Source organism: Streptomyces sp. NPDC058198 (genome assembly GCF_042882605.1).
Lineage (GTDB): Bacteria > Actinomycetota > Actinomycetes > Streptomycetales > Streptomycetaceae > Streptomyces.
Map to the genome: position 1 here is coordinate 490,926 of NZ_JBHVVP010000002.1, position 25,653 is coordinate 516,578.

Annotated in this window: 19 protein-coding genes and 3 pseudogenes; 14 read left to right on the top strand and 8 right to left on the bottom strand. The window is 68.8% G+C overall.

Annotation, left to right across the window (positions count from 1 at the left end):
• Positions 1-4: 4 nt before the first annotated feature.
• Complete coding sequence (locus tag ACFVWW_RS10640) at positions 5-1,120, bottom strand: AI-2E family transporter (RefSeq protein ID WP_386877225.1); 1,116 nt, start codon at positions 1,118-1,120, stop codon at positions 5-7.
• Positions 1,121-1,428: 308 nt separating this feature from the next.
• On the opposite strand from ACFVWW_RS10640, the gene ACFVWW_RS10645 reads away from it, so the two are divergent.
• The 4 genes from ACFVWW_RS10645 to ACFVWW_RS10660 all read left to right on the top strand — a co-directional run bounded on the left by ACFVWW_RS10645 (position 1,429) and on the right by ACFVWW_RS10660 (position 5,275).
• On the top strand, positions 1,429-2,730 hold the full coding sequence (locus ACFVWW_RS10645; RefSeq protein WP_386877226.1) for a peptidase: 1,302 nt from the start codon (positions 1,429-1,431) through the stop codon (positions 2,728-2,730).
• Between the two features lie 556 nt (positions 2,731-3,286).
• Positions 3,287-3,781 (top strand): hypothetical protein, encoded by a 495-nt coding sequence (locus tag ACFVWW_RS10650; protein ID WP_389679475.1) that lies wholly within the window; start codon positions 3,287-3,289, stop codon positions 3,779-3,781.
• A 51-nt stretch (positions 3,782-3,832) separates the two neighbouring features.
• Positions 3,833-4,513 carry a hypothetical protein gene (locus tag ACFVWW_RS10655; RefSeq protein ID WP_386877228.1) on the top strand — a complete coding sequence of 227 codons (681 nt, stop codon included), beginning with the start codon at positions 3,833-3,835 and terminating at the stop codon, positions 4,511-4,513.
• A 162-nt stretch (positions 4,514-4,675) separates the two neighbouring features.
• Positions 4,676-5,275 (top strand): hypothetical protein, encoded by a 600-nt coding sequence (locus tag ACFVWW_RS10660; protein ID WP_384328412.1) that lies wholly within the window; start codon positions 4,676-4,678, stop codon positions 5,273-5,275.
• Between the two features lie 236 nt (positions 5,276-5,511).
• Here the strand turns inward: ACFVWW_RS10660 and ACFVWW_RS10665 are convergent, their stop codons facing one another.
• Positions 5,512-6,897, bottom strand: a complete 1,386-nt coding sequence (locus ACFVWW_RS10665; RefSeq protein WP_386877229.1) for an MFS transporter — start codon at positions 6,895-6,897, stop codon at positions 5,512-5,514.
• Between the two features lie 666 nt (positions 6,898-7,563).
• Between ACFVWW_RS10665 and ACFVWW_RS10670 the strand changes: the two genes are divergently transcribed.
• Together ACFVWW_RS10670 and ACFVWW_RS10675 are read left to right on the top strand one after the other, a co-directional pair.
• On the top strand, positions 7,564-7,734 hold the full coding sequence (locus ACFVWW_RS10670; protein WP_383914468.1) for a hypothetical protein: 171 nt from the start codon (positions 7,564-7,566) through the stop codon (positions 7,732-7,734).
• A gap of 14 nt (positions 7,735-7,748) precedes the next feature.
• Entirely contained in the window at positions 7,749-7,844 is a 96-nt protein-coding gene (locus tag ACFVWW_RS10675; RefSeq protein WP_383914470.1) for a DUF3418 domain-containing protein, read from the top strand.
• Positions 7,845-7,850: 6 nt separating this feature from the next.
• Here the strand turns inward: ACFVWW_RS10675 and ACFVWW_RS10680 are convergent, their stop codons facing one another.
• Positions 7,851-8,570 carry a DinB family protein gene (locus tag ACFVWW_RS10680; RefSeq protein ID WP_386877230.1) on the bottom strand — a complete coding sequence of 240 codons (720 nt, stop codon included), beginning with the start codon at positions 8,568-8,570 and terminating at the stop codon, positions 7,851-7,853.
• A gap of 55 nt (positions 8,571-8,625) precedes the next feature.
• Here ACFVWW_RS10680 and ACFVWW_RS10685 point away from each other — a divergent pair.
• Together ACFVWW_RS10685 and ACFVWW_RS10690 are read left to right on the top strand one after the other, a co-directional pair.
• Positions 8,626-8,836: pseudogene (locus tag ACFVWW_RS10685) on the top strand (ATP-binding protein); the annotation flags it as partial.
• Positions 8,837-8,959: 123 nt separating this feature from the next.
• On the top strand, positions 8,960-9,790 hold the full coding sequence (locus ACFVWW_RS10690; RefSeq protein WP_386877231.1) for a transposase family protein: 831 nt from the start codon (positions 8,960-8,962) through the stop codon (positions 9,788-9,790).
• Positions 9,791-9,945: 155 nt separating this feature from the next.
• Here ACFVWW_RS10690 and ACFVWW_RS10695 read toward each other — a convergent pair whose 3' ends face one another.
• The 3 genes from ACFVWW_RS10695 to ACFVWW_RS10705 all read right to left on the bottom strand — a co-directional run bounded on the left by ACFVWW_RS10695 (position 9,946) and on the right by ACFVWW_RS10705 (position 14,501).
• Positions 9,946-11,028 (bottom strand): WxL protein peptidoglycan domain-containing protein, encoded by a 1,083-nt coding sequence (locus ACFVWW_RS10695; protein WP_386877232.1) that lies wholly within the window; start codon positions 11,026-11,028, stop codon positions 9,946-9,948.
• A 120-nt stretch (positions 11,029-11,148) separates the two neighbouring features.
• Positions 11,149-13,125: a fibronectin type III domain-containing protein gene (locus tag ACFVWW_RS10700; protein WP_386877233.1), complete on the bottom strand. Its 1,977-nt coding sequence runs from the start codon at positions 13,123-13,125 to the stop codon at positions 11,149-11,151.
• Between the two features lie 134 nt (positions 13,126-13,259).
• Positions 13,260-14,501, bottom strand: a complete 1,242-nt coding sequence (locus tag ACFVWW_RS10705) for a HupE/UreJ family protein (RefSeq protein WP_386877234.1) — start codon at positions 14,499-14,501, stop codon at positions 13,260-13,262.
• A gap of 176 nt (positions 14,502-14,677) precedes the next feature.
• Here ACFVWW_RS10705 and ACFVWW_RS10710 point away from each other — a divergent pair, with 176 nt between their 5' ends.
• The 5 genes and pseudogenes from ACFVWW_RS10710 to ACFVWW_RS10730 all read left to right on the top strand — a co-directional run bounded on the left by ACFVWW_RS10710 (position 14,678) and on the right by ACFVWW_RS10730 (position 18,630).
• Positions 14,678-15,349 carry a hypothetical protein gene (locus ACFVWW_RS10710; protein ID WP_386877235.1) on the top strand — a complete coding sequence of 224 codons (672 nt, stop codon included), beginning with the start codon at positions 14,678-14,680 and terminating at the stop codon, positions 15,347-15,349.
• Between the two features lie 193 nt (positions 15,350-15,542).
• Positions 15,543-15,968, top strand: a complete 426-nt coding sequence (locus tag ACFVWW_RS10715) for a hypothetical protein (protein ID WP_386877236.1) — start codon at positions 15,543-15,545, stop codon at positions 15,966-15,968.
• A gap of 19 nt (positions 15,969-15,987) precedes the next feature.
• Positions 15,988-16,578: pseudogene (locus ACFVWW_RS10720) on the top strand (caspase family protein); the annotation flags it as partial.
• Positions 16,579-16,800: 222 nt separating this feature from the next.
• Positions 16,801-17,733: pseudogene (gene cdgB / locus ACFVWW_RS10725) on the top strand (diguanylate cyclase CdgB); the annotation flags it as partial.
• Positions 17,734-17,781: 48 nt separating this feature from the next.
• Positions 17,782-18,630, top strand: a complete 849-nt coding sequence (locus ACFVWW_RS10730; RefSeq protein WP_386877237.1) for a DUF1963 domain-containing protein — start codon at positions 17,782-17,784, stop codon at positions 18,628-18,630.
• 80 nt (positions 18,631-18,710) lie between these two features.
• Here ACFVWW_RS10730 and ACFVWW_RS10735 read toward each other — a convergent pair whose 3' ends face one another.
• Positions 18,711-19,319, bottom strand: a complete 609-nt coding sequence (locus ACFVWW_RS10735) for a response regulator transcription factor (protein ID WP_384179333.1) — start codon at positions 19,317-19,319, stop codon at positions 18,711-18,713.
• Positions 19,320-19,543: 224 nt separating this feature from the next.
• On the bottom strand, positions 19,544-22,516 hold the full coding sequence (locus ACFVWW_RS10740; protein ID WP_386877238.1) for an AAA family ATPase: 2,973 nt from the start codon (positions 22,514-22,516) through the stop codon (positions 19,544-19,546).
• 202 nt (positions 22,517-22,718) lie between these two features.
• Between ACFVWW_RS10740 and ACFVWW_RS10745 the strand changes: the two genes are divergently transcribed.
• Positions 22,719-25,610: an AAA family ATPase gene (locus ACFVWW_RS10745; protein WP_386877239.1), complete on the top strand. Its 2,892-nt coding sequence runs from the start codon at positions 22,719-22,721 to the stop codon at positions 25,608-25,610.
• The last annotated feature ends 43 nt before the right edge of the window (positions 25,611-25,653 follow it).

A 25,653-nucleotide genomic window follows, 5' to 3' on the forward strand; every position in this document is an offset into this window, starting at 1 on the left:
ATGGCTATGACGGGACGGCGGTACCGGTGTGCGCCTCGTCGGTCTCCGGCTCGTGCGGGGGGTCGCTGAGCTGCTCGCGCAGATAGTTCCAGACCACCGCTATCAGCGCGGCTGCCGGTACTGCGAGCAGGCTGCCCACGACGCCGGCCAGACTGCCGCCCAATGTCACCGCCAGCAGGACCACCGCCGCATGAAGGCCGAGCCCCCGACTTTGGATCATGGGCTGGAACACGTTGCCCTCCAACTGCTGCACCACGACGATGATCGCCAGCACGATCAACGCGTCTGTCAGGCCGTTCGACACCAACGCGATGAGCACCGCGACCAAACCGGCGAACAGGGCGCCCACGATCGGTACGAACGCGGATACGAAGGTCAGCACCGCCAGCGGGAGCACCAGCGGTACCCCCAATATCCACAGGCCGAGGCCGATGAAGACGGCGTCGAGCAAGCCGACGAATGCCTGGGACCGCACGAACGCGCCCAGGGTGTCCCAACCGCGCGCGGCCAGGATCGGGATGTCGGTGGCGAGCCGGCCGGGGAGCTGACGGGTGAGCCACGGCAGGAACCGCGGGCCGTCCTTGAGGAAGAAGAACATCAGGAAGAGCGCCAGGACAGCAGTGACCACGCCGTTGAACACGGTGCCCACTCCCGTGACCACAGCGCCGACCATGCTGCCGACGCTGTCTTGAATGCGGGTGATCGCGGCGTCGGAGGCACCCATGATCTGGTCGTCGCCGATGTTCAACGGCGGCCCGGCGGCCCACTCGCGCAGCTTCTGGATGCCTTCGACCACCCCGTCGGTCAGCTCACCGGACTGGGACGCCACCGGCACCGCGATCAGTGCCACGATGCCCGTCGCGACCAGGAGGAACAACACGGTCACAGCCGACGCGGCCAGGGCGGGGCGCCACCCGCGCCGACGCAGGAATCGAGTCAGGGGCCAGGTCAGCGTGGTGAGGAATAGGCCCACTATGAGCGGCCACACGACCGACCACATCCGGCCCAGCAGCCACAGGGCCACCGCGGCCATCACGAGGACCAGCAGCGACTCAGCGGAGACACGCGCCGATGTGCGAAGCGCGGCGGCGGATTTTGTGGAACTCAACCTGGCAGACATGGGGGTCACCCTATTGCCGCTCCAGCCGCACGTCAGTGTCGCTGCTGGGTCCTGTCCGCCGGTCTGCCGGACAGTCCCACAAAATGACATGGATCACTAAGGTGATCCGTGCAGGGGAAGCAACTATCCCCTTATGAGGCGATTGCCCGCCGTGTGAGCGCGGTGTGCCGCACTCGGCGCCTTCCTCACGTGCTTCCGACGACGGTGTTTCCGGTCATACGATCATCAATGAAGCCCTGCGTGGTGCTGCCGCAGCCGCTGCCTCAACACTTTTCCGAACCCGCTTTTCGGACCCGCGAAGGACTCCGTTGAAGATTCGCCGCATTCTTGCCACGGCCGTCGCCGCCGCCGTGACCACCCCCGTCATCCTGTTCTCCGTCACCCCCGCGCTCGCCGACGCCAAGCCGTCCGCCGCCTCGCAGGCGCAGCAGCAGGGCGAGCAGGACAAGCCCTCCATCGAGGAACTCGAGAAGGCCGCCGAGAAGGCGCAGAAGGCGTACGACGACGCCGTGGCCGCGGGCAAGGCCGCGCGGGTCGTCCTCGAAGCCGCCCTCTCCGATGACGCGCCCCTCACCGTCGCCGCGGTGAATGCCAGGAAGGAGGCGGCCGACGCCGCCACCGCCAAGGCGAACGCCGACAAGGCGCTCGCCGACGCCAAGGCCGCACTCGCCGCGCTGTCCGAGACCGCCACCGCCGAGGAGAAGGCGGCCGCGGAGAAGGCCGTTGCCGACGCCGAGGCCGCTGCCCTGTCCGCAGAGGACGCCAAAGCCACCGCCGACGAGAAGGCCGCGACGGCCGGCCGGGTCGCCGACGACGCCCGCGTCGCCGCCGCTCGGGAGTACTCCACGGTCCAGAACGCGACGAAAGAGGCCCTCAAGGCGAAGGAGGCCGCCGACAAGGCGCTCGCCGACGCCAAGGAGGAGGCGGAGCAGGACGAGCCGGAGTGCGTCTTCGAGAGCAAGCTCAGCACGGTCGTCACCGGCCTGCCGTCCAAGATCGTCGCGGGCTCGACGACCGACTTCTCCCTCCGCGTGACCAACGGCACGGACAAGACGCTGGACGAGGTCTCCCCGTACGTCTACTTCCACGCGACGGACAAGACCGGCTACCACGTCATCGACGACGCCTTCCAGCTGCAGTGGTCGACCACCGCGTCCTCGACCTGGAAGAACGTGGAGGAGGACGGCAACGCCGGCTCCATCAGTCCGCTGAAGGCCGGCGCCCACGCCGACGTGAAGCTTCGCCTGAAGGTCGACGCCAAGACCCCGGCCGGGGACGGCCTCGCCTTCGTCGCCGGTGACTACATCAACGACGACGAGTCCTGTGGCGTCAACCGCTCCAGCGAGTACGCCTTCGAGCTCCTCGCCGCCGGCAGCGTCGCCGACGACGCCAAGCCCGGCAAGACCACGCCGCAAACCCCGGACAACACGCCGCAGGGCGTCACGTCCACCACCCCGGTGGACTCCAACCCCGTCGGCACCGGCTCCCTCGCCAGCACCGGCACCCCCTCGGCCCTCCCGCAGCTCGCTGCGGCGGCCGGCGCGGCGGTGGCCCTAGGCGCCGTCGTGGTCTTCGTCGGCCGCCGCCAGAAGGCCGACTCTGCCTCCTGACCACCCGTGACGACCTTCTGACGCGGCCTCATCCAGCTGCGCCATGAGAAAGGGCGCCCCCTTCCCCGGGGGCGCCCTTTCCGGCTGTGCAGGCCAGCACCGCGGCCGAGCTCGACGAGGCGGAACGGGCCCCTTGAGCGGCTGTTCATCGCCCGTGAGGCGGTGATGGAGGTGCCGGCCGGACCGGTCGAAGCCCCTGCGGTGCACGGCCGCCCTGGTAGATGGGGCGCGCGAGGCATGCCGGTGGGGTCGGCGGCCTCGTCGGCCCGCCGGTTCGGGACGATCTGTGTGTCCTGTGAGGCGGGGGAGGATCGATGGCCGATGTGTTCGCGTGTGCGCGGTGCGGCGCCGTGCTGACCGCTCCTGTGTCGCGTAGCGCGCTTCCCGTCCATGCCCACCACAGGTACGGACAAGAGATGCTCCCGGTGCGGCGGGCGGCCGTCGTCTCGCATGGCCAGGCCCGCGCCACTGTGTCGTCGGGAGTTCAGAGGCCGGAAGGGCGTGCTGGGCGGCACTTCGTGTAGCTCCGGGGGCAGCCCCACGTCAGGGTGGGCGGGTGACGGTGAACGAAGTGGATCTGCTGACGCTGCTGCGTGACCTCGATGACCCGGAGTGGCTGGAATGGCCGGGGTATTACGACCGCGGTGAGACCGCCGTTCTGTTCGGAAGCTTGGTGGCGCGGCTCGAAGACAGCTTCGCGGCTCGCTGCACGGCTGAGCAGGACGCCCAGGACTCCAGCGAGTACGGACGTGTCGTCGTACCCGCGGAAGCAACGGTGTGTGGAACCCGGATCGTTGTCTGCGTGAGTAAGTTCGGCTCCTTGGCTCTCGTCTGTACCGATAACCCAGGAGCCTTCTTCGGTACGGACGACGCTCAGGCCGAGGGGGCGTTGGACGCCGCCGATCTCGCCAAGGTCGATCGAGCGCTGGTCGACCTCGGGTATGCGGTGGTTCCCGAAGAACTGCTGGAGCTCGACTACGACGAGCCGAGCCGGCTGCCCCGGCACGTTCAGCGGCCCACCTGGTGGCATCGCTTCTTCGGCACCTTCTGACTCATTCGGTCGAGCCGTCCCGGTGTCAGAGGCGTGCGGTTGGATGAGCGCGTGACTGTGTATGACGTCGCTCGACGACTTCCCGCCATCGGTGACCTGCGGAACCTGTGCCGTTCCTTGGCGGTGCTCGATATGATCCTCAGCCCTGACTGGGAGTACCGGTACTACTCCTTCAACTCTGCCTGGACCGATGGCAATGAGATGGCCTCGATGCGCAACGGCTCCGGGGACGAGTACTCCATCGTCTTCTCGGCGGTAGGTGCCTATGTCCGCGGATTCGACCACGAGTCACCGATGAGCCCGTACGCCCATGATGGCGAGCCCTGGCCGGGGGTGATCGACGGTGTTCCCTCGGTCTTCCGGCCGTGGGTCGAGGAGCCCGCGTTCACCGACGAGGGCAACATGCCCGTTGTGACCGCCTGCCTGTGGCGCGAGGTGGCGGACAGCCAGTGGAGGTGCGGAACGATCGATTTTCCCGAGGGCCGTGACGATCCTGATGGGGCGGAGGGGCTGTTCCACCTGCTGGTGGATCGTTCGCCGGAGGCATACCAGCGGTTCGCTGAGGACTACTACGAGGTTCTCGTGAACCTGGAAGCCGTGCGTCATGTGTATGCGTGGCGACCGCTGACGCCGGAAATAGTGTCGTTGTTGAACGCTGAGACCGATCTGTCCGACGTGGCTGAGGAAATCGATGCGATCGGCTATCCGCGGCCGGGTCGCGATTCGATATGACCGTTTCATTTATCCGCCAGAAGTGATCGCCCAAGATGTCCGCTCGCATTCCACTTGACGACTGATTTGGAGCGCGAAGAAATGCGTGACGGAAACTGGCCGGTCGTTTTCGTGGTAGAGTCTTAATGAATTCACAGGACGCCGCGAAAAAAGGGGTATGGCGTGAATACCGAGAAGGTTACGGCTCGACGTCTTACGGCCGGGGATGTTTCGGAGTTGGGCCTCCAGGACGGCATCTTCGTCTCGGCAGGGATGGATGGCCTTCCTCTCGACTGCTACGCCCCGGCTTTCCTTACGGAGCCGGGCAAGAATTTTGAGGGAGGGTCCTTCACCGCGAGGACGATCTTCGGCGAGGAAATCCATGTTCTCCCGGATGATTCCGAAGAGCGCGGGATCTGGGTTGCCGACAAGGCGGGGGAAGAAATCGAGGTTCTCCAGAGTGCTGGCGTCCTCCTGAACCTCGCCCTCTTCGTGCCCAACGGGAACAAGGAATCTCTGGAGTCGCTCTACTCCGCCGCGCGGGACGCGTTCGGCGTGGGGATCGTTCAGCGCTGGAGCGAGGAAGTCGTCGCGGTGCCGGACGTCAAGGTCGACCTGTTCGAGGAGCCGACCCGGGGGCGGAAGAACACGAGCGGCCAGAACCGCGACCGCCGTGCCTTGGACATCTACCCGACCCGAGTGCGGTTCCTGGAGCCCAGCGATGGCTGGAAGTTCGTCGTCGAACCGCACAAGGAGGTCGTCGATGAGACACCGACGATCTGACCTGATGGCAGCCTAGAGCCACGCCGGCGGCGCAAAACCCTCCCCGTTGAATTCGAGGGGGCGTAGCGACCTGCTGGGTCGACCGGCTGTTGTCAGCGGCTCAACCAGACGCTCGGCTGGGTTCTCCCAGCCGAGCGTTTTGCGTGGGCGGGCATGGGGTTCTGCAGCGAATCGGGCACGGCGTCAGCCGACAGCCCCGGTGTGCGGCCCGGGGCCCTGGTGCCTACGACGGAGACTTACGGCTTCCTGGTCGTGGCGCGAGTGTGGGGCGAAGGGATAATAGCCGTCGGTGGACCCTCGGGCCGAGACACCATATTGATGTTTTCCAGCGAGAGCCCTCTGGTCCGCACACCGAAAGCGACAGCGGTCGCGGCCAGTAGTATTGCCGCCGCCCCCACGAGGAATACGGCACCCACTCCGGCGCCGTAGAAGAGCGGGATCATATAGAAGGGCGCTACTGCGGTGGACAGCCGGTTCAGCGAGAACATCCAGCCGTTGGCCGTGGTGCGCAGGCTCGTCGGGAACTGTTCCAACTGGTAGATGTGGGTGGCATTGATCTTGATGTTGGCCACCACGGTGAAGCAGAAACCGAGAGCTGTGATCATTACCGCCGACTGCGCGTATCCGTAAGCGAGTCCGATCGCCGCCATGGCCATCAGCGCCACACACAGGATCCACTTCCGCTCGGCCCTCTCCACGATGTGCATGGACAGGTACGAGCCGATCGGCGATCCGAGGAACGACAGCGTCATAAATGTCAGCGAGCTGCCGATATTGAAGCCCTTCGCCTCCAGCGCGAGCGTGGCGAGGCTGCTGAAGCCGTAGTAGCCGATCGGCCCGAGAGCAAACAGAAAGGCCATCAGCGCTGTACGGCGGGACAGGGGCGCCCGAAAGAGCGCGCGGACGGGCAGGCTCTTTTCCACGGGCGGTGGGAGCGCCTCTTCCTTCATGGCCGCGGGTGGCGGCCGCCACCCCTCCGCCTCCGCGGCCTTCTCGAAGACGGCGGTTACCTTGTCCGCTTCCGCCGACCGTCCGACCGTCTCCAGCCACCGGGGTGACTCGGGCAGACCTCTGCGGACGAAGAAGGTCAGGAGTGCGCCGAGGGATCCGATCGCGAACATCCACCGCCATCCCGCGACACCGAACGGGGCTTTGTCGACGAGCAGCAGTCCCAGAACGCCGACAACGGGTACGGCGACATGGGCGCACGTGTAGGCCCTTGCCGCGTAGTAACCGCGTCGGGCCGGCGGCAGAATGTCGGCCAGATAGGAATCCGTTACCGGAAGTTCGCCGCCGAGTCCGATGCCGATGACGAAACGGCAGGCGATCAAAGTCCAGATGTTCGGCGCGCAGGCGCAGGCGATCGTACCCGCCGAGTACAGGCTGAGCGTGATCATGTAGGCGCCCCGTCGCCCGATCCGGTCCGCCACCCGCCCCACCACGACCGCGCCGAGGAAGCCTCCGACGACGGTCGACGCGAGGAACAGCGACAGAGATAAGCCGCTCAGAGAGAAGGTCTTCTTGAGAGTGCTCAGCAGGACGGCCGTCAGGAAGAGTTCGTAGATCTCGAAGAAGTTGCCGAGCGCCATGACATTGATGAAGCGCTTGTGGCGTGCTGTCACCGGAAGTCGGTCGAGCCGGGCTCCGATTGATGGTCGGACAGTACCTCGCGAATTCTGCATGCGTTCTTCCCCTCAGGGGCTCCGAAACGGAATCCCTTGGTCATGGGAATTACTTGAGCGGGGCGATCTATGGAGAGAGTAGGGAGGTTGACGGCTTGACACGCCCAACTACCCTCTGCGCCCACTGGAAGCAGGAATCGACGCACAGCCGTACGAAAGTCCCCTGGCGGCACGGCACTTCGGCCTGGAAGACCAGTGCGACGGTGGCTGAGCGACTTCGGCCTGGTCGCGCGGTTGGTTACTCTGTGTGTCCATCCGGGCGCCAATCACATCAAGGCATTTACGGATGGACAGAGCGGCCCGTACCCGGCCGGCGGTGCCCGGCGATGTCCGCCGCTCCCTCTCGCCATTCGTCGGCCGGTTTCGCTTCCGTGCTTCGACGTGGCAGAAGGGGGCGAGGCATCGTAGAAGAACTGCGGGAATTCAACACCGCAGTTGGCCGCCCATTTCCATCGGAAGTTTGCAGGGCCGTTTCCACTATTCCCGAACCGGATACGGTCGGACCGACTGAGGTGATCTCAGCAAGATCGGCTTGATGTAAGCGGTTCTGCCTGTGTCTGTGGCAATAGCTGGGTTTAGCGGCTTGATTTGGCCCCACCTGGAGGCTTGACAGGAGCGCTTCCCGGTCTACCTCAGGGCGTCGTCGAGCGGCGCCGCGAGCTGGACACGACCATCGCCGCCGATCGCGCACTGATGGACCGCATCGCCGACCTCCAGGTGGCGCACCTCCACCAGCTCGCGGTGCTCCCGACGGCCGCCCGCCCGGCCAGCACCTAGGTCAGGCCCGACGGATGCTCGAGAAGTACCGCGTCCAGCTCTGGGCCCAGCAGCTCGGCACCGCGCAGACGGTCAGCGCTGCCCGTATCCGCAAGATGCTGAGTCCGTAGCCGGCCCTACTCAGCGTCCTGTGCCTCGATCAGGTCGAGGTCGCGGACGCAGAAGCCGTGGTGCTCGAAGGTCTCGTTGAGCACCGTGCCGAGGCACTGCCGCACCAAGCGGCCCCGGGCGTAGGGCGGCCAGACATCGTCGTCGGGCACCGGCGCTCGCGCTGCGAGCTGCACAGCGGTGACCTCGTCGAGCCAGGCCTCGAGCTCGGCGACCTGTGCGTCACGCACGCTCACGATCTCGTCGAGGGCCGGATCGAGCGAGAGGTCAAGCCCGTGCGCTCCACGGTAGGGCTCAACGGTCGTCCCGATGCCCATCGGCGTGAACAGCTCCGTCGAGCCCAGGCAGCAGCGGCGGAACCACGAGTCGTGGACGAAGACCAGGTGGCGCATCGTCTGCACCGCCGACCACTCGTCGTTCACGCTGCGGCGCTCGATGCCGGGCGTACGGCGGATTCGCTCGATCGTGGCGGCCCAGCCGACATGGAGCTGACGCGATGCCTCGCGCAGCTCGGCAGGGTCCTCGGAGCGGATCAGCACCCGCACCGGATGACGCCGGTCGAGCTCTGCCTCGACGTACTCGGTGACCTCGACACCGTTCACCACGAGGTTGGTGATGAGCCCGTCGATCACGGCATCCTGCATGACGACGCCGATCAGGCGTGCCCCGGTCAGATCGCACTCGCGGAACTCCGCACCGTGCAGATCCTCGTCAACATACCGCGTCATGCTCCGCATACTAGGTCCGAGCACCGACAAGCCAGCATCCCCGGCTTGATTTGGCCTCTTCCAGGTCCTGACCGAGCGCGAAGAACGCGACAGCGTCGCGATTGCCTCCAACGAATCCTTCTCCGGATGGACCAAGACCTTCACCAACCCGCGCTTGTGCGCGGGCCATCGTCGACCGGCTCACCTACGGCGGCAACATCATCGAGATCGGCACACACTCCTACCGCCTCGCCCAGACCCGCTCCCGCCACGAGGCCCAGCAAGCCCAGGGTGGGGCCAAATCAGACCGTCATAGCCAAGGATGGCCGTGGGGTGGGCCTGAAGGTGGGCGTGGAGTCCCTGGTAGAAGAAGTCTCGCCAAAGATCATCTTCACCGTTAGGGACCCCACGTGATCACCTATCAAGCCATGCTTGACGTGCCACGCGAACTCGCCCAGTACCTCAGCCGACTGCGCCACATCGAACGTCGTCGGCGCAGTACCCGCAAGAACAGCAGGGCATTGACCTGCTTCCGCCAAGCGGTACTGGGCTTGCGGTGGTTCCGCCAGAATGTTGAGGTCACCGCGTTGGCGCGGGATCACGGGATCTCCCGCGCGACTGGGTACCGGTACCTCGACGAGGTCATCGAGGTGCTCGCCAACCAGGCGCCCGATCTGCACGAAGCTCTGCAGAAGGCCAAGGCCGACGGGCTGGCGTATGTGGTCCTGGACGGGAAGATCTTCTGCACTGATCGCTGTGACGAGAAAACCACGAGCGTGAAAGGGAAACAGGTTGACCTGTGGTGCTCCGGGAAAGCCCACGAGCACGGCGGCGACATCCAGGCAGTCATGGAACCGGACGGCTTTCCGCTGTGGGTAGCCGATGTCGAACCCGGCTCGGTGCACGACCTCACCGTGGCCCGCGAGCACGTGCTCGGCGCCCTGTACTGGGCAGCGTCCCAACTCGAACTACCGACTCTGTCCGACGGCGGCTACGAAGGCGCGGGCATCGGCGTGCACACCCCACTCAAGCAACCTGCCGGTGACCAAGTACTCGACGTGGACAACCGCACCTACAACGCGCTCCTACGCGGACTGCGCTGCCTGGGTGAACGCGGCTTCGCACTACTCACCGGCCGCTGGCGCACCCTCCACCACATCGCCGCCAGCCCCCGCAAGATCGGCGACATCGTCAAAGCCCCACTCGTTCTCACCCATTTCGAACACGGCCGACTCACCTGAAGTAGGTGAGATCACCTCACTGCCGCTGCCAAGGCAACAAAGGCGGCCGGGTCCGCAGGCCCCGGCGGGGCCAGCCGCCTGGGCCGTGGCGGTCGGCCGCTCTCCCAACGGCGGATTCGGCGAGCTGTCCGGTCCGCCCGTCCGGTCCGCGCCGGTCAGCTCTGCCGGTCCCGCTCCGTGTCGCGGAGCGCCTGCTCGACGGCGTTGTGTACGCGGGCGTCCTCACGCACCTTGCGACGTGCGCGGGTGCGGCGGGTGAGGATGAACGTACCGACGACGGCCGCGAGCAGGACGACGATCAGCAGCAACAGCGTCCAGGGGACGGCCCAGCCGTGCGCCGTGGCCTCGACCGGCTTGAGTGAGGTGGTGGAGCCCGACGCGTCGGTGAGCAGGGGCGTGAGGGTCGCGGTCGCGGCCAGGCTGACTCCGGGCGTCACGCCGTGAACGGGCACCTTCGTCTTCCAGCTCTCACCTGGAAGCAGCTCCGGCGGCGGGGCGATGTCGCCCGCTTCGGCTCGCAGCCACCCGAACGGACCCGAGACCGACACCGTCTGCCGGGCCGACAGGAGGGCGTTGCCCGTGTTGTGGATCGTGTAGGTGACGGTGGCGTCACCCTTGGCGAACGGGTTGAAGGAGCTGGCGTAGTCCACCTGGAGGTCCTCGATCGTGAGCTTCGGCTTGAGCTCGCCACTGACCCGCAGCTTGACCCGGATACCGAGGCGCCGGTCGACATTGATGCCCTCGGCTTCGTCGGCCTGCTTCAGGGAGGTGAGGATGCCGCCCACGTAGTCGCCGGGCGTGGCATTGCCCGGAACGCTGACCGTGAAGGGGACTTCGGCGGACTTGCCGGGCTTGATCACGACGCTGTCGCGGGCGGCGTGGGCCCAGGCGCCGAGGCCGACGGACTTCTTGTCCTTGGTGAGCAGATCGAGTTGGCCCGTGTCGGTCGTGAAGCCGTCGGCGGCGTAGACCGTGAGTTCGAGCGGGGACGTGCTGCGGTTGGCGACGACCATGGCGTCCTTGACCTGGCCACCGGGGTTGACGGCATAGCTGTAGCTGGACCGGTCGTCGCCGTACCCGTTCGCGGCCGTCCTGACCGTCCAGGTGACGTCGCCGTCGGCCGCCTGAGCGGGGCCGGCGCACAGGCCGGCGATTGCGAGGGCCATGAGCAGGGGCAGGGCGACGGTACGGACGAAGGCGGTGACGCCGGTCTTCCGGCGCGTTACGGGCGTGAGCATGGTGGGGTTCTCCTGGAACGGGAGGCGGGGCAGGTCACCCGAAGGCGCCTGCCCCGCCAGGTGGAACGGGTCAGATCGGATCGGATCGGATCAGGTCAGATCGGATCAGATGGAGTCGGATCAGCTGCTCAGCGCAGTGATCGTGAGAGTGGCGCGGTAGCCGCCCTTCTCGACGCTGTCCGGGATCTTCAGGCCCAGGTCAGCGCCCAGCTTGGCCGTACCCCGGGCGTGGCCCTGCTCGGCCGAACCGAGGCTGCGCGAGACGGACAGACCCTTGCCCTGGTCGTCGTAGCCGGAGGCAACCGAGACGCCGGCCTTGGACCCCGCGCCGTTCACGAGCACGCGCGGCGTCCAACCGAGGTAGGAGCCGGAGAACGTCTTGCCGGCGTCCTTGAAGTCACTCACGTTGGCCGAGATCGACCAAGGAGCGAGCGAGCGGCGGCTGTCCGAGACGAGGATGGGGTTGATCTTGCCGCGCGCCTCGAAGTGGGTGCCGTTGGTCTCCTCGGCGGTGCCGAGGTCCACCAGGCCGTTGTAGCCGTCGATCGTCCAGCCGAACTCGCCCGGAGCGGCGTTCGGCACGTTGACCTGGAGGTCCTGGCTGTCGCCGTGGTACGGGTGCACCGTGACCTTGTCGACGAGCGAGCCGACCGGCTGGCCCTCAGGGGTGTTGTTGCACCAGCTGCCCTTCTCCACCTGGGCGTTCGGAGCAGCGCAGGTACCGCTGCGGACGTTCTCGACGACGAGCTTGTCGTTGCGCACCTGGACCTTGACGTAGGTGCGGACGTGCTCCTGGTTCTGGACCGAGTTGTACCAGTAGCTGTCCGGGTTCAGCGGGTCCGCACCGTTGCCGGCGCCGCTCGTGCCGCTGCTGTCCGGCTTGGTGATGTCGTAGTACTTCGAGCCCGAGGCGGAGTTCCCCGTCACGTAGAGGACACCGCCGGGACCGGCGTACACGTCGGAGGCGCCGGGCTGCTCGGCCGGGTTCGCCTTCTCGCCGTTCTTGATCAGGTAGCTGCGGGAGTAGCTGTGGTCGTGGCCCTGGAGCACCAGGTCGACGCCGAGCTTGGAGAAGGTGGTCGGGAAGTCGACACGGCGGACCTTGTTGTCGGAGTCCTTGGCGTGGTCGGCCGGCGAGTAGATCGCGTGGTGGTAGGTGAGCACCTTCCACTTGGCCTCGGCACCGTGCTTGTTGATGACGTCGGTGACGTAGGCGAGGTGCGCCGCGTCGCCGCCGCCACCCTGGGAGGTGGCGTAGCTGTTGCTGTTGAGGTCGATGAACAGCACATCCTTGTAGATGTACCAGTAGTCACCGCCGGAGGTGTTGGACGCCGGGTTCCCGTTGGAGTACAGCGGGGCCGAGCGGTCCGTGTTCGGGGTGGAGAAGTGCTGCTCGTAGGCCTTGCCGCCGACGTCGTGGTTGCCGATGGTGGCGGCCCACGGGTACTGACGCAGCTGGTCGGGTGCCAGGAAGGAGTTCCACTGTGATTCGTTGTTGGCGGTCTCGACCTGGTCACCGCCCGACACCAGGAGTTCGGCGTTCGGGTTGGCCGCCAGAGAGACGTCCACGGTGTCCTGCCAGCCGGCCTGGTCCTTCGCCAGATCGCCGGACGAGCCGATCTGCGGGTCGCCGTAGAACAGGAAGTCGTAGTCGCCCTCGAAGTCCTGCGTCTTGAAGGCGTACGCCGAGGACCAGTTGCCCTCGGTGCCGACGCGGTAGGAGTACTGCGTGTGCTCCTTGAGGCCGGTGATCGTGGCGTGGCGGTTGAAGCCGCCGCTTGTGGCGATGTTCGCCGCGCCGATGGCGTCGAAGGTGGCGGCGCCGGCCGGGAACTCGCCGTCGGCGAGCTCCGCGGTCGGGGCGACCTGGAGCTTCTGCGCGGTGTCGGCCGAGGAGTACCACGTCACCGTGCGCTGGGACTCGTTGGCGCCTACACCGAGGATGATGCCGGTGAGCGTGGCGGGCTCGGCGGCGCCGGCGGGGGACGTCATGCCGCCGCCGAAGGCCACGGCCAAGCCCAGGATTGCCGCCGCGGCCCCTGTGGCCACACGGCGTCGCGCAGGCCCGGAAGCCTGCGCCGAAGGTCTGAATGTCATTATTTTACGTTCCTTTTACCCACGTGGGTGGATGTATTGGGAATCCACAACTTCTCGGCTGTTGGTGAATCGGAGGCGAATGCGACCTTCGGGCCAGCTGAACTTCTGGACTTCCCCGGAGACCCGCGCCGGTCTCACAGTCCGAACAGCCGTTGCGTGAACCACACCAGCCCCATGGCGGACACACCCGCGGAGATCACACCGGTCGCCCAGAGGCCGGCCCTCGGCGTACGGCGGCGCACCACGGTCAGCAGCGGGAAGACAAGGGCGATGATCGCCAACTGCACAGCCTCGATACCGACGTTGAACACCAGGAGCGACCACAGCAGGGTCCACGAGAACGCCTCGTCGATGCCCAGCGCGCCCGCGAAGCCCAGGCCGTGCACGAGGCCGAAGCAGAACACGACGCCGAGGCGGAGCCGGCCCGCACGGTCCAGGCCGAAGTGACCGCGTCCCGGCGTCCCGTCGAGGTCGGGGTCGAGGTCAGGGGCGGGGCCGAGGTCGGCGGCGTGGCCGCCGCGTCGCCGGATCTGCCAGAGGTACCAGCCGGCCACCACGGCGATCGACAGCGCGATGACGGGCTCCACGACGCTCGACGGCACGTCGACCAGACCGAGGGCGGCGAGCATGAACGTCACCGAGTGCGCCAGGGTGAAACTGGTGGCCGCGAGCACGATCTCGCGCAGCCGCCGTGACCCGGCGATGAGCGCCAGCAGGAACAGGATGTGGTCGATCCCGCTCAGCAGATGCTCGGCGCCCAGGCGGAAGAACTCCCAGAACCGCTCGTACCACGACTGCTCCATCGAGAAGGACGGATGGCCGGCGTCGAGCGCGGCGCTGCCCGAGCGGCCGTCGATCTCGTAGGTGACGATCGTCTTGGTGCCGGTGACATAGGTCTCGGCGTCGGGGAACAGCTCGCTGCGCACCTCGCGGTCGCCGCCCCCCTCGGGACAGGCCCAGTCGAGCAGCAGATCGGCGTACGGCACGCCCTCCCGCCGGCCCATCGTGAAGTCGCCCACCTGAGTCGGTGTGCAGGCCGCGCCGTCCGAGGAGACCGAGAAGCGCTTGGTGACGTACGAGACGGCCGAATCGGCGTGGGCGTTGAGCGCCGCGGCCTGTGCGCCGGTGTCACCGTCCTCGAACGCGGCGTTTCCCGTCCGGAAGAGAGGATCGTCGCCCTCGGAGTCGGCGGCGGATACGACGAAGAGGTCGTACTCAAGTTTTAGTTTCGTCCGTATATGACCCGCTTCGCCCGAGGTGACGTCGGCGTATACGGACGAGGTGAATCCGTGGGCCTGCGCCGACGGGCCGAGGCTCAGGAGAGCGATCACCGCGGCGGTGACCCCGACCAGGGCGCGGCGGAGGTGTCGTGACATGTGACTGGCTCCTTCAGGTTGCCAGTGCACGGTGCATGTCACGGGTGAACACGTCCCGGCCAATCGGCGAAGAGCGGAAAAACAAGCTCTATGACGACACCTGAGGATGAAGGAGTAAGAAGCCGGGATAGGAGGATGTAGGCGCACTATCCACCACCACTCGGAGGAAGATCGCCTTGCGCTCCCCGCTTCGGGCCGTCGCCACGCTGGCCGCGGCCGCCGCGCTGGTCACCGGATGCAGCTCCGGCGACGACTGGTCACGGCCGCATCCTGAGCCCACCGCCGTCGGCACTCTCGGCCGGGGGTTCGTCGACCCCTCCGCCTCGCTCGCTCCGGAGGCGACCGCGACGCCGCGGCCCGGCTCCTGGACCGGGGTCCACCCGTCCAAGGACTACCGCGTGGTGCTGCTCACCACGGGTGACGACCGTCCTACCAAGGCCCTCGTGACGGCGGTCAAGGACTGGGCCGAGGAGGAGCACGTCGACCTCAGAACGGTGGTCGCCGACACGCCTCACGACTTCATACCCAGCATCAGCAAGGCCATGGACATGCGCCCCGACCTCATCGTCAGCGCGGGCAACGACCTCATCGACCCCCTCGCGATGGTCACCCCCAACCACCTGTCACAGCCGTTCCTCGTCGTGGGGGCGGAGCTGGCCGAGCCCACCGACAACGTCACGGCGGTCGACTGGTCCGGCGCGTCGTTCCGTGGCGAAGGGCTCGGCGCGTCCTCGACGTACGACCCCGACTCGTTCACCCCCGAGCGCTGCGCGGCCGCCATCAGGGCCGGCGTCGCGGCCGTGCTCAACGACCTGACCGGGATCGTGATCTGGCTCGACAAGGTCTAGGCCCGGCCCACGGGCTTGATCGCCAGGCATGACTCCGACCGGTGCCGGACCGGCAGTCGACGCGTTCCCCGTGATTTCCGTGCCCTTGATCACCGGAATGTCATGCTCCGCGCCATGGGCCCTAAGCTGTCCCACCCGCCGTCGTGGGCGGGTCGGAAACGAAGGGGTTACCGGGGTGAGGTTAAGCGTCGGCTTGGGGGACGAGGACACGGCGGAGGGCGAGCTGCGGTCGCTGCACGCCTGGCTGCTCGCGGAGCCTGCGGCCCGTCGCCACGCGCGCCCCGTACTCGACACGGCACGGTCGCCCCGGGCGGGAGCCCAGGGCGACACGATCGACCTGATCTCGCTGGTGGTGAGCAGCGGCTTCAGCGCCGCCTCGCTCGCCTTGTCCATGGCTGCTTGGCGCACGACACGGCCAGGGCAGCCGGTCATCACGGTGGAACGCCCCGACGGCGTCAGGGTCACCATCGCCGACTCCTCGCCCGAGGAAATGCGGCGTCTGCTGGAGTCCCTGACCGGCGGCGGGACCGGCGGCGGGACCGACGGTCGAGACGACCGGACCGGTAGTCAGGACGACCGGACCGACGGGCAAGGGGACGGGCGTGGCGAACCCACCTGACCCCGCGACCTCGCGCGCGGTGCTCATAGGAGTCGGTGCCTTCAACACGCTCCACGATCTGCCCGCCGTCGAGAGCGGGGTGAAGACCCTCGCGGATCTCTTCGCGCAGCAGAACATCTGGGGGCTGCCCCAGGAGAACTGCCATCTGGTGCTCGATCCACAGACGCCGCGTCAGCTGTCCAAGTTCGTGGCGGAGGCGGCGGAAGCCGCCAAGGACACCCTGCTGGTGTACTACGCGGGGCACGGGCTGATCGAACCGAGGACGGGCCAACTGCACCTGGCCGTCGGGGACAGCGACCGGATGTCCGTGCACGACACGGCCGTCCCCTACGAATGGATCCGCCGGTCGATCGAGCACAGCCCCGCCACCCGGCGGATCCTCATCGCCGACTGCTGTTACAGCGCGCGCACCTTCGGCACCCAGTCCGCCGGCGCCGAACTGGAGGTCGAGGGCACCTATCTGCTCGCCGCCGCCGCTGAGAACGCGGTCGCGGTGTCCCCGCCCGGCGAGCGGTTCACCGCGTTCACGGGCGAACTGATCAGACTGATCAAGGACGGTGTCCTGGAGGGCGGCGAATTCCTCGATCTGGACACGATCTACCAGCGGCTGCGGGTGGAACTCGGTCTGAAGGCCCTGCCCGAGCCGCACCGGCTCTGCCGTGACAGCCTGGGCAAGGCACCCTTCCTGCGCAACACGGCTTTCCGGCCCGTGGCCGCGACCTCGCAGGGCGGCTGGGACAACTGGTCCGCGGCACAGGCGAGCGCCGGGTACTACGCCGAGCCGACCGCCACCGAGTCGGAGCCGTATGTCCGGCTCGCCACCCTCCGGAGCCTGCTCGACCAGCTCATCACCCAGGTGTCGCCCGCGCGGAGCCTCGCCGACACCCTTCAGTCCGTTGCCGATGGCGTCGTCGCGGGACTCGGATACGAACTCGCCGCCGTCAATCTGGTGCGCCCGGACGGTGACCTTGTGGTCGCCGCCTTCTCCGGCAACCCTGCCGCAGATGCCCTGATCACCGGCAGAGTGGGCTCCCGTGCCTCCTGGGACCGACGCCTCACCATTGGTGAGTCGTGGGGCTCCCTCCGCTTCATCCCGCACATCGAGGGCTGGGTCCTTGACAACGACGACGTACCGCAGTGGTTCACCGAAGGACCCACACCCAAGTTCGAGGACGAATGGCACCCCGCCGACCGGCTGTTCGCACCGATGTACCTGCCGAGAGAGGGTGAGGGGGAACTCCTCGGCGTCATATCGGTCGACCGGCCGCGCAACGGGCGGCTCCCTGGCCCATGGGGCCGGGAGGCACTTCAGGTCTACGCGGCCCACGCCGCAGTCGCCATCAGCAACGCCCGACTGCGTGGGAACATGCAGCGGGCCTTGGTGCGCGTGGAGCGGGAGCAGCAGGCGCTGCGCGCGAGTGAGGAGTCGTTCCGGCAGGCGTTCGAGTACGCGCCCAGCGGCATGGCCATCGCCGAGATGGGGGGCGATCAGCACGGCCGGATCGTGCGGGCCAATGACGCGTTGTGTCGACTGCTCGGCCGGCCCGCGTCCGCGATGCGCCGGTACTCATTCTCCGATCTCGTGCACGCCGAGGACATCGGGATCCTGCTCCGCACCTCGGCCGAGGGTGGCCGCGCCGAGTTGCGCCTCGGGCGGCGCGACGGCTCGTTCGTCTGGGTGTCCATGCGTAACTCCGTTGTCGCGGACACGGTGGACGGGCCCCGCTATCTGCTGACCCACGTCGAGGACATCGAGGACCGCAGGGCCTCGGGCGGCAGCGGGCCGGCCTCGTAAGGGCTGTACGTTTCTCGCATGAATTCAGAGATGTTGGAAAAACTCGGCCCGTTCCGTGAAGAGGCGCTCGCGCGGGACATTCCATCCGACGATGTGGAACGGTGGATCGGCATCGCTCGTCCATGCGCGACACTGTCTGCGGTCGAAAACGGGCCGGTCGTGGCCCAGTTCGGCGGCCCCCTGATGCTTCCCGTCGATGCCCCGGCTCCTCGGTTCCCATTCGTTGCCTCTATCGACTGTGCGGCCCTTCCCGAGGGCGCGACGGATCTCCTGTTGCCCCCCGACGGCCAGCTGTTGTTGTTCGCCTTTCCCGACAACGAGCACAATGTCTCTATGGGAGAGGTGCTCTATGTACCTGCCGGTACGATCGTCGAAGAGCGGGCAAAAGATTCCCATTTCTTCGCCGAAATTCCCGAGTATTGGGAGATCTGCCGCGCTTTTCCGCAAGGCCCGCTGCGCATGACGGCCAATGTTTCCCTGCCCTACCACTGTTGGACAGAGATCCTCGACGAGCCCTGGCACGCCCCGCTCCCCGGGCACCCCTACTCCGAGCAACTGCGCGACGTGTGGCTGGACAAGGAGAAGGACATCGCCGCACGCGGGCCGCTGCGGGTCGGCGGATACGCCTCGGACGAGCGCAACGAGCTGGACCCGGTCGCGGAGGCTGCGTCGCTCGCCGTGGAGCAGGCGGGCGAACGGGCCGGCGCCGGGACGGCGCACGCCGCCGAGGATTGGGTGTTGCTCGCCGAATGGCATCCCGGCATCAGTGGCAGGGAGGGCGCCACCGTCCACTGGGTGATCCGGCGGGATGATCTGGCCGCACGACGCTTCGGCCAGGTACGAGTCACGGTGTTCTGGAATCCCTGACAATCGCTGCCGGGCCGCCGGGCCAACCGGTGAAAAGCAGCCCGGTGCACGGAGTCCGGGTCGTGGTCGGTTGGCGGGGGTCAGATGAGGCCGGCGCGTATGGCGTAGGAGACGGCGTGGGCGCGGTTGCGCAGCTGCAAGCGCTTCATCAGTCCGTAGAGGATGTACTTGACGGTGCGTTCGGAGTAGGAGAGCTTCGTCGCGATCTCGTAGAGCTCCTTGCCCTCGGCGACCAGGCGCAGCACGTCCACCTCGCGAGGGCTGACTCCGGATGCCGTCAGGCCCCGTGGAGCGAGGACCTCCCGTTGGGTCCACCGGACTTGCTCCATCAGGGTGCCCTGGAGAGTGGGCGGGAGGCTCCCGCCGCCGTCCGCGATGGTCAGCAGGGTTTGGATGAAGGTCGCCGGGCTGAAGGAGTCGCGCCACAGCACGGCGCGGACCCCGCGGTCGACCGCGGCCGAGACGTCGGCCTGCCATTCCTTTCCCACCACCAGGGCGAAGCGTGCGTCGGGCTTGTCGCACAGGGTGCCCAGCAGGTCCAGGGAGGAGGCGCCGGCGATGTCCACGGCGACCACGATGACGTCGGCCTCCTGGGCCTTGCCCGGCGGGACCTCGCGGGTGCGGCGGTCGTTCTGAAGGTAGCTGACCAGCCCCGCGCGGACGATGGCGTCAGGTGAGTGAATCGCCACGCGCACCGTATCCGTGAGTACCTGTTGAGGCATTTGCCCTCTCCGTCCGGGGCTCAAGTGGTCCGTGCGCTTCAGGAGGCTGATGCTGTCATGTGTGGTCGCGCTGATCCGCTCCCATGGGCCCTCGTCCGTTAAGGACAGGGAAACCTGTCACCAGGGGGCCGGGCCCCAGCCGGGTTCTTGGGTTCGTCGGCTCCGTTGGGCCGCAGGGCCGTCAGCAGCCGTCAGTAGCCGTCAGCGGCCATCCGTCGGTCATCCGAGGTCAGCGGACCGCCGGCGAGCACGGCTGTCACGACCTCGGTGCGGGATCGCATACCGGTGCGTGCGAACAACCGGGACAGGCGGTTCGCGACCGCGTCCTCACTGAGCCGCAGTACGTTGGCGATCTGGCGGTTGGTGAGGCCCTCGGCGAGCAGGGTGGCCAGCAGGTGCTCGTTCTCCGCCGTGGCCTGCTTGCGACCGGGCACGACCAGCCCGCTCTCGCGCATCGCGGCCCTGGTGTGGAAGCGCCACAGCGCGGCACCGGTCTCGCCGAACAGTTCGTACGCCTCGTGCAGCAGCGCCGCCGGGCCCGCGTTCGCGCGCGCGGCGGCTGTGAGCGTCACCGCCGTTTCGAACATCTGGCCGCGTTCGCGGGCCAGTTCGACCGCTTCGAGCAGATGCCTGCGGGAGTCCGGGAGGTCCGGCCGCAGGACTCGGACGGACGTCAGCAGGTACAGCAGCCGTGTCCGTCCGCTGTCCATCCGCTCGGCCAGCCGCTCAAGGCGCTCCAGGCAGGCCACCGCCTCACGGGTGTGTCCCGCTTCCGCGTGCACCTCGGCGAGGGAGGCCCACAGCTCGTCGGTGCCGTAGACGGATCCGCGGTCATCCGCCGCGCTCAGCCCGCGCCGCAAAATCTCCTCGGCTCGGCCGAGGTCGCCGACGGTCCGCAGCACCTCGGCGTCGGTGTGATCCAGGACGTGTTCGAGAGGCCCGTTCACCTCGCCGTTCCCCTCCCCGTTCACCTCTCCGCGCACGCTGCTGATCAGGCGGCCGGCGCTGGTGATGCGACCCCTCGCGAGGAGAACGGCCGCCGTTCGGGCGGGGATCAGATGGTGCCCGGGGACCACGTTCAGCGCCCCGCCGTTGACCAGGAGCCGACGTGCCAGCGGGAGCGCCTCGTCCCACCGGCCCTCAAGGTGCCGCAAGAGGAACTGGCTACAGGCAGGGAGCAGTTCCGCTGCCAGCCCTCGTGCGGCCAGCAGGGCCGTCGCCCGCTGCAGGTCACCGGCGCCGAGCAGCACGTCGAGTTGGGCGATGACCATCGCGAACGCCTTGCTGCGCGCCAGCTCCGGCGCCTCCGGCATGGTCAGTACGCGCATGAACCGATCCGGTCGGCCCAGCACGAACTCCGCGACTACGCCGAACAGTTCCAGCAACGCGTGGCTGTCAGGGGTGGTCTGCCATATCGGCTCGGTCTGCGAGAGCAGGGTCAGTGCTTCCTGCCATTTCTCCAACTGCCACAGTGCCTGGACACGGCCGGACACGGTGGCCACCGCGGGCAGCGGCAGTCCGTCCCACCAGGACGCGGCGCCCATCCGGGACAGCGCCGGCCAGTCCTTCTCGGCGCTTGCCGACGCCACCAGCAGGGTCGCTGCTTCGTAGAGGTTCAGCGGGTCGAGGCCCTCGGCCGGGGCGGACACGATCCCCTCGGCTGCTGCCCGGGCTGTGGGGTAGTCACCGCAACCGTGGGCGGCCTGACCGCACCGCAGTACCGACAGGTCGCGGGCGGACGGCTCCTCGATGAGGCGCACGGCCCCCAGGTACCACCGCAGCATCCCCCGGCGGTCGAGGTCGGGGTACAACGCCCTCGCGGCTGCTGTCAGTTCCGCCACCGCGCGTTCGGGGTCGACCAGGATTCCCGCTTCGGCGATCCGGTCCGGAAGATAGGTCTCCGCGTCCGCCTCGTCGAGGATCGCTGCTGCCGGTGTGTCGTGCGGGGCCCCGGCGGCTGCCGCTCCCCCGCCCGCCCACAGCGCTCCCACCGCGGCGGCGGACAGACGGCCGCGCTCCAGCGGCCCCAGCCGCTCCCGGACGGCGTGTGCCATCAGCGGTACGCGGAACGTCCACCCCCGGAACGCGGCTTCGTCCCGCCCGGGCAGTTCGTCCACGATGCCCTCGTCCACCAGACTGCGGATGCTGTGGCCGACAGCCGCGTCGGACAGCCCGGTTGACGCCGTGAGCAGCGCCGCGGCCGGCCGGCCGAGCGGCCACAGGACGCTCAGCGCCGAGGCCACCGTCCAGCAGGGCTCGCCCAGCGACCGCAGGGCCACGACGTACCTGTCGCCGTCCGGCAGCACCGGCGCCGGTGTTCCGACGCCCAGGAAGGCGTGGCCGTCGGCCATGCGTATCGCGTCCCGTCCCGTCCATTCGACGAGCAGGGCGTCGACTGCCCCGGGAATCCCACGGCTCAGTCGGTGGACCCGCCGTACCAGGCTGACATCGGGCACCGCCCGCAACCGCCGCGCCACCAAGGCGGTGACATCCTCCGGTCCGAGGCGCGGCAGAACGATCGTGCGCGCCGCCCGGTTGCCGGCCAGCCGTTCCACGGCCCGGCCGGCCCGGGAGGACCGGGGGCGTCGGGACGTACGGTCCGACCCGGTGTGCCGCACCGCCGTGACCATCAGCCGGGTGCCGGGCAGAACCCGCTCGAAGTCGACTCTGCCGAGCAGGGCGAGGGATTCGGCGTCGGCATACTGAGCGTCGTCGACGACCACGGCCGTGGGCGCCGGCTGCACCAGAGCGGCGGCGAGCGCTTCCGCCATCGCTGTGCTGTCGCCCTCCTTCACCGCGGTCAGCGCCGCCACCGCCGGCCCATGTGTCGGCCGGGACCTCGCCGCGGCGGGCCGGTGTTCCTCCAGGGCCATGACCAGTCGCAGAGCCAGGAGCAGAGGACGCTCACCGTCATCGGGAACGCAGGCCACCGGCAGGACCGCGACCCCTTCGGCACGCAGCCGCTCGGCGGCGGCGCGCACGAACGCGCTGCGCCCGACGCCCCGTTCCCCGCGGACAAGCACCAGGCCCGGCCCGGTCGGATCGCGGAGGCCGACGTCGACTTCCTCCGACTCGCTCTCCCGGCCGAGCAGGTCCTCGCCCGTTCCGTGGAACCGTGCGGACGTGCCGCCGAAGACCAACTCGGTGTCTCTCCGAGCAGCCACTGACTCCACCGTATCCTTGATCACACGTACCTGGCGGGCGGGCGCCCGCTTCGGGCCGAGCAGGCCGACCGGCCCCGGTCCAGGGCCTTGCCATCATGACCAACTTCCCGGAAAAGATGGCAGCTCGTCCGGGAAGTTCATGCGAACCCGCAGTCTCACCGAGCCGTTCGACGTGAAGAATAGGGGCAAACGAGGAGTCGTCGTGCAGCAGTACCGTTCCCCTCTGGTCGGCAGGCACGGCGAAGTCGAGGACGTGGCGGGAGTGCTACGTTCCGCCGGCGCCGCGGCGCGGACCTTGCTGGTCACCGGCGGGGCCGGAACCGGTAAGACGGCAGTGCTTGGCGAGGCGCGGCGGGCGGCGGCCAAGGAGGGCGCCAAGGTCCTGCGGCTCGGCTGGGAAGGCGCGCAGGGCCCGGCCGGTACGGCCGCCCTCGCGGACGCCGTCTGCGGCGTACTCGCCACGATCCACGACAGCCGTCACCTGGCACGCGTCACGGTGGTGCGCCGGGCGCAATCGCAGACCGTCGGCCGGGGCAGCGAGGTGGCCCTCCTCTCCACCTTGGGCGAGGTGCTGGCGGACACGGCTCAGTACGTCCCGTTCGCCCTGATCGTCGACGACACCCATCGGATGCCGGATCCCACGGCCTCCGCTCTGGGGCTGCTGCTGCGCGCGTTCCGCCCGGCGGGTGTGCCGGTGGTGATGGCCGGCCGGCCGACGGGCCCGGGGCAGGTCAGCGGTGCGCGGCTGCCCGCGGCGGCCGACCGGGTGCTCGAACTGCCGCCGCTGTCGTCGGCCGAGGCCGGCGAGCTCATCGTGCAGCGGCTGGGCCGCCCCGTCGAGCCCGACCTGGTGACGGCGGTGCTGCGTTCGCTGGGCCCGCTGGCGGGGAGCCCGGCGGCCGTGCTGTCGGTGCTCGCCTCGCTGGAGGAGCGCGGCGGCCTGCTCGAACTCGACGGCCGGATATGCCTGACCGTGCCGGAGGGTGGGCTGCGCCTCACCGCGGACGCCACGGACCTGGGCCGGCTCGGCTGGCCGGACGCGTCACCGGATGCCGGCACGGTCGGGATGGCGGCCGCGCTCGCCCGGCTGGCCGAGGGGGCCGAACTGCGGCTTGACGACCTGCACCGGGTGCGGCCGCTGGGCGGGCTGCCCGAAGCCGTCGGCCGTGCGCTGGACGACCTGGTCAGGGACCGGGTGGTGACCGTCGACCGGGATGGCGGGATAGCGTTCGCTGTTCCGGCACTCGCGGCGGCGCTGCTGACACTGCCCGCCTGCCGAGACGTACGGTCGCTGCACGCCACGATCACCAGATCGGTGACCGATCGGCTGGGCGCCGCCGCGACGGGCGCCGCCCACCCGCGGCTGGCCGACCACGTGGCGGCGGCGGGGCCAACGCTCGGCGCCGCGCTCGCGGTGCCGCTGCTGCTGGCCGCGGCCCGTAACAGCGCGAAGCTCGACCGTTCCTGGGGGGCCCGCAGCTACCACTCGGCGTTGCGGCACCTGCCGCCGCACGACACCAGAACGACCGGCGTGCTGCGCGAGGCCGCGGCCCGGGGCCTGCGGTACGCCGACCATATCGGCGTACTCGCGCTCGGCGAGCCGCTGCTCGCCTGCCTCGACGGGCCGCACGGCGGGGACCGGGGCGCCCTGGAATGGGTCACCCGGGCATGGACTCTGTCGGCGCTGCACGAGCATCGGTCCCCGTACACCGACGATCATCGGTCCCCGCACACCGACGACGCCGACCCCCGATACGGCGCGGCGCTCGGGCGGATGCCCGCCGCTGCCGCGCTGGCGGGGCTCGGCGGACTGTACGGGATCGGCCCGATCACGCCGATGACACTCCGGCCGGGGCCGACGGCCGACCACGTCCCGGACGCTGACCAGGAGTCCGGCTCCGGGGCGGTCCCGTCGCCTGCGGAAGTGCGGCTGCTGGCAGCCGCCGTGGGCGGCGGCGCCGAGTTCGAGCGTGCCCGGCGGGGGCTGCCGCGGGATGCCCTGGGCGAGGCGGCCCTGGACCGGCTGCGGAACGCCGCCGCGTACGGGGACCTGGCGGGTGCTCTTGAGGCCGTGCTCGGTGAGCGTTACGCCGGGGCGGGGCAGAGCACCGCCGTCCAGTACCACGCCATGGTGCGCGAGTACCTGGCGGGGCACTGGGACAGTGCGCTGTCAGGCGCCCGTCGGATCGAGACGCGGGGCCGAGCCGACGGCGCGGCCGGCGTCGGACAGCTGGCCCGGGCGCTGGCAGCCGAGATCCAGCTCGTACGCGGAGAGTTCGGACGCGCCCGCGAGTGGCTGGACCTGATCCCGGACTCCGTCAGCCATCCGCTGGTGGCCCGGGCGCGACTGGGTGTCCGGTACTGGTCGGGGCAGGGGGACGAGGCTTTGGAAGAGGCATGGCGCGATGTCCGGCGGGCGCGTGAGAGCGGACTGCTCGCGGGCGTCGACAGAGTGTTGCTGCGGATTCTGTCGATCGCACTTGAGGGGAACAACCCAGGGGCGATGCGACGGACCCTGGAGGAAATGGAGACCCTGCACGAAGAGTCGGCCTCGCCCATGACGCGCGAGGTGGTGCTCCTCGGACGCGGCATGGTGCACGGCGACGCGGACAGCGCGCTGGCCGCGTACCGGTTGGCGCGGCAGCGAGTCGACGTGCCCTTGCGGGTGGACTGCTGTGGGTGCTTGGCGGAAGTCGGCGACGACCCCCAGCGGTGGCTGGCCGAGGCAACGCGGAGCGGGCACGCGCTGGGCATGGGGCGGCCCATCCGTAGTCGGCTCGGCGCGGCGGCGCGCCGGCGGAACGTTTCGCTCCCCAGGCGCCGGGCGGCCCGGGAAGGGCGGAGCGAGCGGGACGCGCGGCTGATCGCCATGGTGAGCGAGGGGTCCACCAACCGGCAGATCGCTGCCCGGCTGGCGTGCAGCGAGAAGACGGTGGAGCAGCGGCTCACTCGGCTGTTCCGGCGGACCGGGTGCCGTTCCCGGGTGGAGCTGGCCGCGGCCTGGCTGGACGGCAGCCTCGCCCGGCAGGGGCTGGTGCCCGATACCGGGCCGCGCCGGCACGGCGGGGACGGGACGGTGCTCCCGACCGGCTGAGTCGCGGACGGCGCGGGCGTTGAACCGGCAGGCGGGATCTGTC

Excerpts from the sequence above, each read along its gene's own strand:
- ACFVWW_RS10680 (WP_386877230.1), bottom strand. The coding sequence starts at position 8,570 with ATGACGCGGTATGTTGACGAGGATCTGCACGGTGCGGAGTTCCGCGAG.
- ACFVWW_RS10695 (WP_386877232.1), bottom strand. The coding sequence starts at position 11,028 with ATGCTCACGCCCGTAACGCGCCGGAAGACCGGCGTCACCGCCTTCGTC.
- ACFVWW_RS10640 (WP_386877225.1), bottom strand. The coding sequence starts at position 1,120 with ATGTCTGCCAGGTTGAGTTCCACAAAATCCGCCGCCGCGCTTCGCACA.
- ACFVWW_RS10705 (WP_386877234.1), bottom strand. The coding sequence starts at position 14,501 with ATGTCACGACACCTCCGCCGCGCCCTGGTCGGGGTCACCGCCGCGGTG.
- ACFVWW_RS10700 (WP_386877233.1), bottom strand. The coding sequence starts at position 13,125 with ATGACATTCAGACCTTCGGCGCAGGCTTCCGGGCCTGCGCGACGCCGT.
- ACFVWW_RS10675 (WP_383914470.1), top strand. The coding sequence starts at position 7,749 with ATGCTCGAGAAGTACCGCGTCCAGCTCTGGGCCCAGCAGCTCGGCACC.
- ACFVWW_RS10730 (WP_386877237.1), top strand. The coding sequence starts at position 17,782 with ATGAATTCAGAGATGTTGGAAAAACTCGGCCCGTTCCGTGAAGAGGCG.